This window comes from Roseateles subflavus, assembly GCF_030285365.1.
In the GTDB taxonomy this organism is placed as follows: Bacteria; Pseudomonadota; Gammaproteobacteria; order Burkholderiales; family Burkholderiaceae_C; genus Roseateles_B; species Roseateles_B subflavus.
In genome coordinates, this window is the sequence record NZ_JASVDS010000005.1 from 12,611 (window position 1) to 26,429 (window position 13,819).

A 13,819-nucleotide genomic window follows, 5' to 3' on the forward strand; every position below is an offset into this window, starting at 1 on the left:
TGGACTTGTCAGTGCCGGACGGGCGGCGTCAGAACGATTCCCAGTCGCTGTCGCCGGCCGCCGGTTTGGGCGCAGGCGACGGGCGGGGGGCTGAGGGCGTCGGCGCCGCCACGGGCCTGGGTGCCGGACTGCTGGCACGGGGCGTGGCGGGCTTTGACGCGGTCTGGATGGGGGGGGCGCCGGACTTCACACTGCTGCCCAGGGCGGGGCGGGCGATCGGTGCGGGTGCGGGGCGGCCTGACGTCGACATCTGCTGGCTGCTGACCCGGAACACGCTCACGGCTTCCACGAGCCGCTGGGCCTGCTCCTTCAGGCTTTCCGCCGCCGCGGCGGACTCCTCCACCAGCGCGGCGTTCTGCTGCGTCATCTGGTCGAGCTGCACCACGGACTGGTTGACCTGGCCGATGCCATCGCTCTGTTCGGTGGCGGCGGCACTGATCTCGCCAATGATGTCCGACACCCGCTGGACGCTGCTGACGATGTCTTCCATCGACTGCCCGGCCTCCTGCACGAGGCGGGAGCCCGCCTCGACGCGGTCCACCGACGCGCCGATCAGCGCCTTGATCTCCTTGGCGGCCTCGGCACTGCGCTGCGCGAGGCTGCGCACCTCGCCAGCGACCACCGCGAAGCCGCGGCCCTGCTCGCCGGCCCGGGCGGCTTCCACCGCCGCGTTCAGCGCGAGGATATTCGTCTGGAAGGCGATGCCGTCGATGACGCCGATGATGTCGTTGATCTTGCGCGAGCTGCCGTTGATCTCGTCCATCGTCGTCACGACCTGGCCGACGACCTGCCCGCCGCGAGCGGCCGCGCTGTTGGCCGAAGCCACCAGCTGGTTCGCCGTGCGGGCCGAGTCCGCCGTCTGACGCACGGTGCTGGTCAGCTCGACCATGGACGAGGCCGCCAGCTGCAGGTTGGAGGCCGTCTGCTCGGTGCGGTGGCTCAGGTCCTGGTTGCCGGTGGCGATTTCCGTGCTGGCCGTGCCGATGGAATCGACCGAATGGCGCACCGTGCCGATGGTGTCCGCCAGACGCTGGCGCATGGACTCGGTGTCGCGGATCAGGTCGCCGATCTCGTCGTTGCGGGTGTTGTCAACGCTCTTGGTCAGGTCCCCGCTGGCGATGGCCTGCACGGAGTCGCGCAGATCCTTGAGCGGGCGGGCGATCCAGTTGCGCATCATCCAGAACAGCCCATAGCCCAGGGCCGCGGTGGCGCCGCCGAGCAGGATCCAGAAGGGCACCATGGTGCGCCAGTGGCTCGCCAGCGCTTCGCTGCTGGAGACCTGGGAGACCACCCAGTAGCCGGCCGGATCGTTCTTCTTGAGCACGGCGAAATAGGAGCTGCCGGCCGCCGCGAGGGCATTGGGCGCCCCGGACAGATAGCCGTCCGGCGTCTGGCCCAGCTCGACGAGGAAGGACTCGAGCTCCGGCGACACCTCGCTCACGGCCTTGCCCTTTGCGCTCGGATGCGAGAGGAAGCGGCCGCCCTTGCCGTCCTTGCCGACGGCCACGACATAGGTGCCGCCCGTCTCGAAGAAGCGGGCGTCCTTGGCCATCTTGTCCATGGCCTTCTGGAAGCCTTCCATGTCCAGGGCGATCGCGAGGATGCCGATGATCTTGCCGGCTTCGCTCTTGATGGGGTCGTAGTAGGCCATGTAGGCCTTGCCGTTGAGCACGGCGCGTCCGGCGAAGGGCTGGCCCTGCATCATGGCTGCGAAGGCCGGGTGGTTCTTGCCGAGCATCTGGCCGATGGCGCGTTCGCCGTTGGCATTCTTGAGCGAGCTCGTGATGCGGATGAAGTCGCCGTCCTTGGCCGCGAAGACGCTGGCGGCGCCGCCCGTGGTGCCGGCGAACTTGTCCACCTGCGTGGTGTTGCCGTTGAGCTTGGGACCCCAGTCGCGAAGATCGCCCGTGGCCTCATCCAGCTGGAACACGGGGCCGAATTCCTGGCGGAAGGCGCCGTAGGACTGCTTGACCAAGGTCTTAGCCACTTCGTCCATGGCGTCCAGCGCATCGATGAGGGTCTGCGTCTTGTCGCCGACCCAGGTCACCGTGCGCTCATGGGCCACGCGGGTGAGCAGCACGCTCAGGACGGCACTGGTGCCCAGCAGGATGGCGGCGATCGCCGTGACGCCCACCATGGACACGCGGCGTGCGATGGAGGTGGATGAGCTAGACATTTCCCGGATCTCCCAACTCTCTGTGTAGGGTGCACCTCCCACCCTCTGGCAATGCCGCGGGGTGGCTGTTCTCCCGCAGCTGAAGGGCCTGGCTAGATCAGGCCGTGAGACTGTCCATCAGGCCCATGTCGGCACTGCTCATCAAGCCTTCGATGTCCATCAGGATCAGCATGCGGTCGCTGACGGCGCCGATGCCGGTGATGAAGCTGGTGTCCACGGCGCTGGCGTTCAGCTCGGGAGCCGGGCGGATGGCATCGCGCGAGAGCTCCAGCACATCGGACACCGAGTCCACCACCGCACCGACCACGCGGCTCTTCACGTTCAGCACGATCACGACGGTGAAGCTGTTGTATTCGGCAGTGGGGCAGCCCAGCTTGAGGCGCAGGTCCACGATGGGGACGATCACGCCGCGCAGGTTCACCACGCCCTTGATGAAGTCCGGCGAGTTGGCGATGCGCGTCGGGGGTTCGTAGGAGCGGATCTCCTGGACCTTCAGGATGTCGATGCCGTATTCCTCGGCACCCAGGCGGAAGGTCAGGTACTCACCGCTGGCCGGGCCATGGTTCTTCACCGCGACGGCGCCGCCTTCATGTCGAACGACCTGATTCGATTGTTGGACGATTTCCATGTTGACCTCAGCAAGGTTGATTGAAGCGTGGTTCGGTTGCGGGGTTCAGAAGGATTCCCAGTCGCTGTCGCCCGCAGGGGCGGCGGGACGGCTGGGTGCGGCCTTCGGCGCCGGCATGGGGGCAGAGGGACGGGGCCCGCTGGCGACTGCGGGACGCAGGGGCGCCGGCGCCGCCTTGGCCGCCAGGGCGCTGGTGGCAGTGATGCCCGGGCGGGCCAGCGACGAGCCCGTCGGGCGCGGCGAAGGGCTGGTGCTGCGACGCGGCTTGCTGGCCGTGGCCACGGGCGCGTGATCCCCGGCGATCTTGAACTTGCCGACGGCCTGGGCGAGCTGCTCCGCCTGGTCGCGCAGGCTCTCGGCTGCGGCCGCGGATTCCTCGACAAGGGCCGCGTTCTGCTGCGTCATCTGGTCGAGTTCCACCACGGACTGGTTGACCTGCCCAATGCCATCGCTCTGTTCGCTGGCCGCTGCGGTGATCTCGCCGATGATGTCCGTCACGCGCTGCACGCTGGAGACGATGTCCGTCATCGATTCGCCTGCCTCCTGCACGAGGCGGGCGCCGGTCTCGACCCGTTCCACGCTGGCGCCGATCAGCGTCTTGATTTCGCGGGCGGCGCCGGCGCTGCGCTGCGCCAGCGAGCGCACCTCGCCGGCCACGACCGCAAAGCCGCGGCCCTGTTCGCCGGCACGGGCCGCTTCCACCGCCGCGTTCAGCGCGAGGATGTTGGTCTGGAAGGCGATGCCATCGATCACGCCGATGATGTCGCCGATGCGCTTGGAGCTCGCGTTGATCTCGTCCATGGTGGACACGACCTGGCCCACGACCTCACCGCCCTTGGCGGCGGCGGAGGACGCCGAGCTCGCCAGCTGGTTGGCCGTGCGGGCGGAGTCGGCCGTCTGCTTGACGGTGCCGGTCAGCTGGACCATCGAGGAGGCGGCGAGCTGCAGGTTGGAGGCGGTCTGCTCGGTACGGCCGGAGAGGTCCTGATTGCCGCTGGCGATCTCCACCGAGGCCGTGCGGATGTGGTCCGCCGAGGTGCGCAGCTGGCCCACCAGGTCCTGCAGCGCCTTCTGCATCAGCTGCAGCGAGTGCAGCAGGTGCGAGGCCTCGTCCTTGCCTTCGATCGGGCGGTCCACGTTCGTCAGGTCACCCTTGGCGATCGCGCTGGCCAGCTCCTCGGCTTCCGCGAGCGGCTTGCAAATGCTGTGCATGTTCAGCAGCGTCAGCGGCACCACGACGACGCCGCTGGCGATCAGCACGACCACGAAGATCATGAACACGCTGCTCTGGGTCTTCTTGGACTGCTCCAGCAGCTGTGCGGAGTCCTTCTGCAGGCCGGCCTGGTAGTCGAGGACCAGCTTGTCGGCCTCGCCGGCCAGGTCCTTGGCCGCGGCCAGCATGCGGTCCGCGACGGCCGCGTTGTCGTAGCCGCCGGATTCCAGCTGCTGCAGCACCGGGCGGGCCTTGGCTTCGTAGTCGGCGATGACCGCCGGCAGCTTGCCCAGCGGCCCGGCTTCCTTGCCGTGCTGCAGGGCCTTGGCCTGCTTGAGCACCAGGTCCCGGGACTGCTCCCATTGCTGACGCAGTGCCTTGACGTTGTCCGGCTTCTCGTAATTGATGATCATGTCCTTCTCGAGGCGACGCAGATCGCCGAAGGCATGGACCAAACGAGTCAGCTCCGTGGAGTCGCCGACCGAACGCTGGAGGATGTCATCGGACTGCTTGCGCATGGAGTCCATGCCAAACAGACCGACGCTGCCCAGCGTCAGCAGCAGGGTCAGCACCATCACGATGGCGCCGATCATGCGCAGGCGAATGCTGAACTGACGCAGCAGCGAGCTCATGCTCATTGAAAATGCTCCCTGGGGCCCCGATCACGGGGCCCGCTCTATGTCGATCAATGCCGAGAACGGCGGACGAGGCTGCCCACGTCCAGGATCAGGGCCACCCGCCCGTCACCCATGATGGTGGCGCCGGAGACGTCGGTGACCTTGCGGTAGTTGGCTTCGAGGTTTTTCACGACCACCTGCTGCTGGCCGAGCAGTTCATCCACCAGCATGGCGACGCGGCCGCCTTCGGCCTCGACGACCACCATGATGGAGCTGACGTGTTCGAAGTCGAATCGCGGCACGTTGAAGACCTGCTCCAGCTCCACCACCGGCATGAACTCGTCACGCACCTCGACCACGCGGCCGGAGCCGCCCACGGTCTTGATGGTGTCGGCCTGGACCTGGAAGGACTCGACCACGGACGACAGCGGCAGGATGTAGACCTCCTCGCCGACGCCCACGCTCATGCCATCCATGATGGCCAGCGTCAGCGGCAGGCGGACCGAGACCTTCATGCCGTAGCCTTCGGCGGAGTCGATCTCCACCGTGCCGCCCAGCTGGGTGATGTTCTTCTTGACCACGTCCATGCCGACGCCGCGGCCCGAGACGTCGGTGACCTGGTCTGCCGTGGAGAAGCCCGGCGCGAAGATCAGGCCCCAGACTTCCTGGTCGGTCATCGTGTCCGGTGCGTCGATGCCCTTCTCGCGGGCCTTCTGGATCAGCTTCTGGCGGTTCAGGCCGCGGCCGTCGTCCCGCACCTCGATCACGATCGAGCCGCCCTGATGCGAAGCCACCAGGGTGATGGTGCCGTGCTCGGGCTTGCCCTTGGCGATGCGGTCGGCAGGCAGCTCAATGCCGTGGTCGCAGCTGTTGCGCACCAGGTGGGTCAGCGGGTCGGTGATCTTTTCGACCAGGCCCTTGTCCAGCTCGGTGGCTTCGCCCTGCGTGACCAGCTCGACACGCTTGCCCAGCTTGGCCGCGAGATCCCGCAGCATGCGCGGGAAGCGGTTGAAGACCACCGACATCGGAATCATGCGGATGGACATCACCGACTCTTGCAGGTCGCGCGTGTTGCGCTCCAGGTCGGCCAGGCCGGAGGACAGCTGCTGGTAGAGCGCCGGGTCCACGTTGCGCGAGTTCTGCGCCAGCATGGCCTGCGTGATCACGAGCTCGCCGACGAGATTGATCAGCTGGTCGACCTTCTCCACCGAGACGCGCAGGGTGGACTGGTCCATGCCGCCGCCACCGGCACGCGGCTCGGCCTTGGCCGCGGGGCGCGCGGCGGCCGCAACGGGCTTGGGCGCCTCGGCCACCGGCTTGACCTCGGTGCTCGTGGATGTCACGGCCGTCGCCGGCACGCCCGGGGCGTCGTCGAAGAAGCCGTAGCCCAGGTCCTCTTCCTTCTTGACTTCCTGCGGTGCGCCCGGCGCGCCTTCATGGAAGCCGAAGCCCTCGCCCAGCGGCGACAGCTGCACCTGCTCACGTGCCACGTGGAAGGTGAAGAGGTCCAGCAGGTCGTTGTCGGTGCTGGTGGTCAGGACCTTGAAGCGGCGGATGCCGTCGGCTGCGATACCGCCGTCCAGCGGCTCGATGGTGCCGAGGTCGGTGATCTCCTTGAAGAGCTCGACCAGGTTGTCGGCCTGCGAGGGATTGCTCAGCGGGCCCACCTTCAGCTCCAGCTGGCGCGCGATCGGGCCGGCCGGCTTCGCGGGCGCAGGTGCCGCGACAGGGGCGGCGGAGGCGGCGGGCGCGGCGGCCTTCGGGGCCGGCGCGGGGCTCCCGTCCAGCGTGCCGCCGTCAACCAGCGTCTTGATGCTGAACAGCAGCTCGCCGGTATCCACCGGTGCGGCGCCGGAGCCCTGGTGGCGGCCCAGCTGCTCGCGCAAGGCGTCACCGGACTGCAGCAGTACGTCCACCATCTGCGAGGTGGGTTGCAGCTCGTGGCGGCGCAGCTTGTCCAGCAGCGTTTCCATCTGGTGCGTCAGCTCGGCGACATCGCTGAAGCCGAACGTCGCCGCGCCCCCCTTGATGGAGTGCGCGCAGCGAAAGATCGCGTTCAGTTCCTCATCGTCGGCGGTCTCGATGTTCAGGTTCAGCAGCAGCTGTTCCATGTTGTCGAGGTTCTCGCTCGCCTCTTCAAAGAAGACTTGATAGAACTGACTCAGGTCGATGCCCGCGCTGAGGCTGGCGCCTTCGGAGGTCATTTCTCCCATGCTTTACTCCTGGCGTTGCTCGGGCCTTAGCGGATCACCTTGCCGATCACTTCGATCAACTTCGCCGGGTCGAATGGCTTGACCAGCCAACCGGTGGCACCGGCAGCGCGGCCGGCTTGCTTCATCTGGTCGCTGGACTCGGTGGTCAGGATCAGGATCGGCGTGGTCTTGAACTTGGGGTTGTCGCGCAGCTTCTTGGTGAGGCTGATGCCGTCCATGCGCGGCATGTTCTGATCGGTCAGCACCAGATCGAAATCGCGCGTACTGGACTTCTCCCAGGCGTCCTGCCCGTCCACCGCCTCCACCACGTTGAATCCTGCGTTCTTCAGCGTGAAGGAGACCATCTGGCGCATCGAGGCCGAATCGTCTACAGCAAGAATTGAGTGCATCGCTTTCTCTCCGGATAACTAGCTGATATCGACTGGATCGAGTTGATCCTTAGAACAATTCAATGGACCCAGCGTCCATCTCGTCCTGCGTCACAGGGTTGGGTCGCAGGGGTGCGATCTCGACGACGGTGGTGCCGTCCTCGTCATCGCCAAAGGTGTCGCGGGCCAGCTGGTCGGCGCAGTTGCGCAGGCGCTGGCTCGTGTGAGCGATCAGTTGGGTCGCCATGTCCTGGAACTGCAGTGCGGTGATCGCCGCGGCGATGTCCTCCATCACGCGATGGAGTTCCGTGCTGCCGCTTTCGTCCGCCTGCTCGGCGGCCCGGCGCAGCAGTCCGTGCAGGACGCTGGAGGCACTGAAGAAATGCGTCGACAGCGATTCCCCGGCATCGTCCAGCAGGCGCTGCAGGCGCTCCAGATCGTTGGTCACCGTCATCAGGTGATCCTGAAGCTCTGCCGCGGCCAGGAGGGGAAGCATCCCCGAATCCGGGGCGGAGGATTCATTCATCAGCATCGTGGCTCCACGGGTTTTGTCTCTGCAGAAGCTGCCGTTGGTGTCGTCTGGGATATTCCCGCGGCGACCAGTCCGAGCCATGTGTTCATGGCGCGATCTTCGGCATTTCTCGTAGCAATGTCGATAAGACTTGTTGTTCAAACTCGGGCTATTTCCATCCTTCGGCCAATAGTTCTCACATTGGACCTAGGGTAAACCCTTTATTTGCTGTTTCGCTGTCTCCGGACTGTCGTTTTCCAGCAGGCGGATGCCCTGCGAGGGGCATCCGCCATTGGCATACTCCCGCCCATGTCCAAGCCCAGTCCTGAGCGTCAGCTGCGAGTTCTTCACGTCGAGGACTCGGAGCTGGATCACCAACTCATCGCGGTGGAACTGGCCCGAGCGGGCCTGCGGGTGTCGCTGTGCCGCCTCGACAGCCTGGCGGCCGTCAACGCGGCGCTGGACGAGCGCTGGGACGCCATCATTTCCGACTTCAACCTGCCCGGCTTCTCCGGCCTGCAGGTGCTCGCCCTGCTCAAGGAGCGGCACCAGCTGCTGCCCTTCATCCTGGTGTCCGGCGAAATCGGCGAGGACACTGCCGTGGCGGCGATGAAGACCGGTGCCTCGGACTACCTGCTCAAGAACAACCTCACGCGCCTGGCCCCCGCGCTGCTGCATGCGATCGAAGCCAACGAGTCCGAGCGCGCGCGCCTGGAGGCCGACCGCGCCTTGCGACGCAGCAAGCAGCGCCTGCACGAGCTGGCGGGCCATCTGCAGACCAGCGTCGAGATGGAGCGGGCGGCCATCGCGCGGGAGATCCACGACGACGTCGGCGGCTCGCTGACGGCACTGAAGTTCGACCTCGCCTGGCTGGCGCGCCATGTGGACGAGCCGGCGGTGAAGCAGCGCGTGGCCTCGGCCCTCGAGACCGTCAGCCAGGCCATCGAGGCCAGCCAGCGCATCATGCACAACCTGCGCCCGGCGATCCTGGAGCAGGGCCTCGTGGCCGCGCTGCAATGGATGGCGGCGCGCTTCGAGCGGCGCACGGGCATCCAGGTGAGCCTGCGCACGCCCCAGGAGCAGCTGCAGATGCCCGGCGGTGTGCCGTTGGTGGCCTACCGCTGCGCCCAGGAAGCGCTGACCAATGTCTCCAAGCATGCCCAGGCGACGCGGGTGGACATCGAGCTCAGCCTCGACGCCGGCGTGCTGACGCTGGAGCTGCGCGACAACGGTCGCGGCATGGCGCCGCAGGACCTGGCCAAGACGCGCAGCTTCGGCATTCGCGGGCTCCACGAGCGGGCGGCCACCGTGGGCGGCTGGGTGGACTTGAGCAGCAGTGCCAAGGGCACGAGCCTCATCCTCACCGTCCCCCTGGAACCTGACGCCGTGCCGGAGGCGCTGGACGATGGCCAGGCCCTGGAGGACGCGAGCGCGCACGACCCCTCGGTGTGGGGCAATCTATGATCAAAGTGATTCTGTGTGACGACCATGCCTTGATCCGGCGGGGCATCCGGGACACGCTGGCGGATGCCGCCGACATCGACGTCGTCGGCGAGGCCGGGGATTACGGCGAGCTGCGCACGCTGCTGCGCGGCCTGGGCGATCCGCCGGCCTGCGACGTGCTGGTGCTGGACATCAACATGCCGGGCCGCAGCGGCCTCGACGTGCTGCACGTGCTCAAGGACGAGGGCAGCGCCCTGCGCGTGCTCATCGTCTCGATGTATCCCGAGGACCAGTACGCCATCCGCGCCCTGCGCGCCGGCGCCTTCGGCTACGTCAACAAGGGCGGGGACCCGCAGCAGCTCGTGCAGGCCGTGCGTACCGTGGCCCAGGGGCGGAAATACGTCACGCCCGAGATCGCGCAGATGCTGGTCGAAAGCCTCACGGCGCCCGTCACCGAGCAGGCGCACCAGAAGCTCTCGGACCGCGAGCTGCAGACGCTGGTGATGATCGCCTCGGGCAAGCGCCTCTCCGATATTGCGGAGGAATTGACATTGAGCCCCAAGACAGTGAGCGTTTATCGCGCGCGGGTGCTGGAAAAGCTTGGGCTCAGCAACAATTCGGAACTGACCGTTTACGCCATTCGCAACGGCCTGGTCGCCAACTGACGCAGGTGAGGCTGCGTCGCGTCCCGGCGCCCACGCCTGCCGACCTGCATGCAAGACTCTCCACCGACTGCCTCGATGCCCTCGGGCGACCCGCCGCGGGATCCCTCGCGCGAGGGGCCGCGCCCGCGGGGGGCCGCGTCCCTCGTGGCGCGGCTCACGCGCTGGAACATGGCGGTGCTGGTCACGACGGTGGTCCTGTGCTTCATCGTGATCGCGACGACCGGCTGGTTCTCGGCCCAGGAGCGGCAGGCGAGCCTCTCCCAGGGGAGTGCGCGGGTGCTGGCGAACAGCCTCGCCCCCATGCTGGTCTTCGAGGACCGGGAGGCGGCGCGCAATGAGCTGCAGTCCTTTGTCCGCCGCGGGGATGTGCTGGAGGTGCAGCTCATCCTGACCAGCGGCCAGCTGTTCGCGTCCTGGGAGGCGCCGGGGCAGCATTCGGACCTGCTCGTCAGCCAGGCGATGAGCCATCCGGCAATGCACCATGAGGCCGATGCCCAGCAGCTGCGCGTGTGGATCCCCGTGGAGCTGCGCGGAGAGCGCGTCGGGACCCTCTACCTGCGCGAGAGCCTGCAGGCGCTGCACCAGCAGCTGCAGCGGGCCATCCTGCTGGTGGCGCTGATGCTCGGCGTGGCGATCGTGGTGGCCTCGCGCGCATTGCGATTCGTCCAGCGCCGTGCGCTGTCCCCGCTGGTGGAGCTGTCGCGGCTGGCCGAGCAGGTGGCCTCGGACCAGAACTACAGCCGTCGTGCACGCGTGCACCACCCGGACGAGGTCGGCCGCCTGACCGAGCGCTTCAACCAGCTGCTGCGGCGCGCCGAGGCCTGGCAGGCGGAGCTCAACCGCCAGCTCCGCGCGGAGCAGGCGGCCGGGCAGCAGTTCCAGCGCCTCGCCCACGAGGACAGCCTCACCCACCTGCCGAACCGGCTCTACTTCCAGTCGGCACTGCAGCGTCGGATGGCGCAGGCGCGTGATCAGCGGGAAGGGCTGGCCCTCATGTTCATCGACCTCGACAACTTCAAGCTGGTCAACGACGGGCATGGCCACGAGGCGGGCGATGCCGTGCTGGTCGAGGTCTCGCGCCGCATGAGCGGTGTGCTGCGCGGCAGTGACGTGCTGTGCCGCCTCGGGGGCGACGAGTTCGCGCTGATCCTGCCGGGTCGAAGCGCCGAGAGCGTGGTGAGCAACCTGGCCCAGCGGCTCATCGCCGTGGTCCGCGAGCCGATCGTGATCGAAGGCGTGCCGGTGCAGGTCGGCGCCACCATCGGCGTGGCCAGCTTCCCGGAAGACGCCACCGACGAAGCGGGCCTGCTGGGCCAGGCCGACGCCGCGATGTACGCCGCCAAGCGTGCGGGCAAGAACACGTTCCGCAAGGCGGGCGAGGTGAACAGCCATGAAGCGTGAGCAAGGAAACGGCGGCGCCGGCCCGCAGGCGCGCGATGACGGCCGCACCCGGCGTCACGGCCTGAAGCTCGCCGGCCTCATGGCGGGGCTGGCCGGTCTGGCGGTCTCGGGCGCGTCGCTCGCCGCAGCGTCGGAGACGCTCGCGTCGGTCGCCACCGCCGAGGCCTCCCCGGAGCCGCCCAGCCTCGAGCAGCTGCTGCAGCAGAAGCTCTCCGAGCTGCCCAAGTCGGTCCAGGTGTCGACGGCGTCCCGGTTCGCTCAGACGGCTGAGCAATCGGCCCTGACCTATGTGCTGACCGACGAGGACATCCGCGGCCTCGGCCTGCGCAGCCTGCGAGACGTGCTCGACGCGCTGCCGGGCCTGTACATCACCAGCAATTCCAACTTCAGCTTCGTGGGCGCGCGCGGGCTCGGCCGGCCCGGCGACTTCAACTCCCGCGTGCTGCTGCTGATCGACGGCGTGCGCGTCAACGAGAACACCACGGACGCGGCCTTGATCGGCCCCGAGTTCTACCTCGACGTCCAGTGGATCGAGCGGGTCGAGTTCACCCCGGGCCCCGGCTCGGCCGTCTACGGCAACAACGCCTTCCTCGGGGTGATCAACGTGATCCCCAAGCGGGCCGACAAGCTGCAGGGCCTGCGCCTGGGCGTCATGGTCGACAGCAGCACGCGCAAGGAAGCGCAGCTGAGCTGGGCGCTGCGCGGCAGCGAGGGCCAGGAAGCCATGCTCGGCGTGGCCGTGGTGGAGCAGCCGCGCGTGCCGCTGGCCTTTGACACCGCGCCCGCGCTCGTGGACGAGCTCCAGTCCCTCAACACCGAACGCGTGCAGCGCGTGTTCGGCTCCTACAGCCACCAGGGCCTGTCGATCCGGGGCGGGCACTCGGAGCGCACCCTCGGCAGCGGGCTGTGGCTGGACGTGCGCGACCGCTCCCGCGGCCTGGTCAAGCGCGAGGCCTACTACCGCAACAGCATGCTGGCGCTGACGCAGGACTTCAATCTCGGCCCCAGCACCGACCTGACGCTGGACATCTCCGCCAAGCGCACCCGCGTCGAGGGGCGTCGTCCCTTCATCGACGAGGACGGCACCCGCCGTGTCTGGCGCACGGCCAACGATGGGCGCTGGGTCAACGCGAGCTTGCGCCTGGGGCTGAACCAATGGGCCGGGCACCGCGTGGCGCTGGGCTGGGACACGCAGCAGGACTACGTGCAGCAGATCTTCCTGGGCGTCTGGGGCGACCCGGAGTACTACCTGCGCTTCCTGGCGCGCGGCAAGGGCAACGGCCTCTTTGTGCAGGATGACTGGGATCTTGGCAACGGGCACCACCTCTCGCTCGGCCTGCGGCGCGACCGGGACGACCGCGTGGACGGGGCGCAGCTCAACCCGCGCCTGGCCTGGACCTGGCAGATCGACGCGGACCGCCGCCTGCGATTCGTGCATGGCAGCGCCTACCGCGTGGCCAACCTGATGGAGTTCGCGCAGAACTACTTCGTCGAGGCGCCCCAGATGCTGCCCTCCGAGGAGCGCGTGCGCTCGCAGGAGCTGGTGTACGAGCATGCCCTCAGCCGCCACACGCAGCTGCGGGTGTCGGCCTTCCGCTCCTCGTTCCGCGGCCTGATCGGACTCAATGACATGCTGGCCTATGTGAACGAAGGGCAGATGAAGTCGCTGGGCCTGGACGTCGGCCTCGAGCACCGCTGGCTGGACGGCGCCCGGCTGCAGGCCTCGGCCACGACGCAGCGCCTGCGTGACGTCCGCGGCCTGGTGCCGGACAACTCGCCCAAGTACCTGCTCAAGCTCCAGTACCAGCGCCCGCTGGCGGGAGGCTGGGAGATGGGCTGGCAGACGGTGGGCATGGGCGCGCGGCACGTCGGCGACGAACACCTCGGCGCAGTGCTCCTCCACCACGTCCACCTGAGCACGCGCCTGCCCGGCGGGTGGAGCCTCGGCCTGGGCGTGCGCAATCTCGGCCAGAAGCGCTACGGCGACATCACGGACCCGGGGGAGTCGCAGATGCGGGCGCCGGGACGCACGGTCTTCTTGCAGCTCACCACGGCGCCGACGCCATGATGCATCGGCTGTTGCGGCTCGGGCTGGGCGTGGCCGTCGGCATGACGGCGACGCTGGCCTGGCCTGCGCAGGTCTCGGAAGAGGCGAGCCTCAAGGCCGCCTTCATCTATCGTTTCGCGCAGTTCACGCAGTGGCCGGTGTCGGTGAAGGAGTTCACCTACTGCACGGCGGGCGCCCAGGAGCTGTCCGATGCGCTGCGCCAGCTGGTGGCGCGCCAGCACGAGTTCTCGCAGGTGCGCACCGTGTCGCTGCAGCAGGCGTCGGCCGGCAGCGGCTGCCACCTGCTCGTGCTCAGCCAGATGGATCGCCAGGAGATGCTGCGCTGGCAGCAGGCCCTGACGGACGCGCCGGTGCTCGTCGTGGCGGATGCGCCCGAGGCGCTGCGCAGCGGCGCCGTCATCGCGCTCACGCAGGAGCCCAACGGCCTGAGCTTCCGCATCAACAACACCGAGGCCAAGCGCCGCGGCCTGGTGCTCAGCTCCCAGGTGTTGAAGCTCGCGCGCGAGGTGCGCTGAG

11 protein-coding genes are annotated in these 13,819 nt (G+C 68.0%); 5 read left to right on the top strand and 6 right to left on the bottom strand.

Translation table 11 applies throughout. The features are described 5' to 3' along the window. Positions 1 to 28 precede the first annotated feature (28 nt). The 6 genes from QRD43_RS16780 to QRD43_RS16805 all read right to left on the bottom strand — a co-directional run bounded on the left by QRD43_RS16780 (position 29) and on the right by QRD43_RS16805 (position 7,669). The gene (locus QRD43_RS16780) at positions 29 to 2,176 is read right to left on the bottom strand and encodes a methyl-accepting chemotaxis protein (RefSeq protein WP_285983655.1); all 2,148 of its coding nucleotides are present in this window, start codon (positions 2,174 to 2,176) and stop codon (positions 29 to 31) included. Between the two features lie 97 nt (positions 2,177 to 2,273). Next, entirely contained in the window at positions 2,274 to 2,804 is a 531-nt protein-coding gene (locus QRD43_RS16785) for a chemotaxis protein CheW (protein WP_285983656.1), read from the bottom strand. 45 nt (positions 2,805 to 2,849) lie between these two features. Beyond that, a complete protein-coding gene (locus QRD43_RS16790) occupies positions 2,850 to 4,655 on the bottom strand; it encodes a methyl-accepting chemotaxis protein (protein WP_285983657.1) in 1,806 nt (601 codons plus the stop codon). 47 nt (positions 4,656 to 4,702) lie between these two features. Beyond that, positions 4,703 to 6,847, bottom strand: a complete 2,145-nt coding sequence (locus QRD43_RS16795) for a chemotaxis protein CheA (RefSeq protein ID WP_285983658.1) — start codon at positions 6,845 to 6,847, stop codon at positions 4,703 to 4,705. 26 nt (positions 6,848 to 6,873) lie between these two features. Beyond that, positions 6,874 to 7,236: a response regulator gene (locus QRD43_RS16800; RefSeq protein ID WP_183105291.1), complete on the bottom strand. Its 363-nt coding sequence runs from the start codon at positions 7,234 to 7,236 to the stop codon at positions 6,874 to 6,876. Positions 7,237 to 7,285: 49 nt separating this feature from the next. Then, positions 7,286 to 7,669: a hypothetical protein gene (locus QRD43_RS16805; RefSeq protein WP_285983659.1), complete on the bottom strand. Its 384-nt coding sequence runs from the start codon at positions 7,667 to 7,669 to the stop codon at positions 7,286 to 7,288. Positions 7,670 to 8,035: 366 nt separating this feature from the next. On the opposite strand from QRD43_RS16805, the gene QRD43_RS16810 reads away from it, so the two are divergent. From QRD43_RS16810 to QRD43_RS16830, 5 genes are read left to right on the top strand one after another with little or no spacing between them, the layout of a single operon-like run. Next, positions 8,036 to 9,190, top strand: coding sequence for a hybrid sensor histidine kinase/response regulator (locus QRD43_RS16810; protein ID WP_285983660.1), 1,155 nt, complete (start codon positions 8,036 to 8,038; stop codon positions 9,188 to 9,190). Continuing rightward, entirely contained in the window at positions 9,187 to 9,834 is a 648-nt protein-coding gene (locus QRD43_RS16815; RefSeq protein WP_285983661.1) for a response regulator, read from the top strand. Before QRD43_RS16810 ends, QRD43_RS16815 begins: the two co-directional genes overlap by 4 nt. Before the next feature lie 48 nt (positions 9,835 to 9,882). Next, the gene (locus QRD43_RS16820) at positions 9,883 to 11,235 is read left to right on the top strand and encodes a sensor domain-containing diguanylate cyclase (RefSeq protein ID WP_285983662.1); all 1,353 of its coding nucleotides are present in this window, start codon (positions 9,883 to 9,885) and stop codon (positions 11,233 to 11,235) included. Continuing rightward, positions 11,225 to 13,303, top strand: coding sequence for a TonB-dependent receptor plug domain-containing protein (locus QRD43_RS16825; protein ID WP_285983663.1), 2,079 nt, complete (start codon positions 11,225 to 11,227; stop codon positions 13,301 to 13,303). The genes QRD43_RS16820 and QRD43_RS16825 overlap by 11 nt, the downstream gene beginning before the upstream one ends. Beyond that, a complete protein-coding gene (locus tag QRD43_RS16830; protein WP_285983664.1) occupies positions 13,300 to 13,818 on the top strand; it encodes a YfiR family protein in 519 nt (172 codons plus the stop codon). Before QRD43_RS16825 ends, QRD43_RS16830 begins: the two co-directional genes overlap by 4 nt. The last annotated feature ends 1 nt before the right edge of the window (position 13,819 follow it).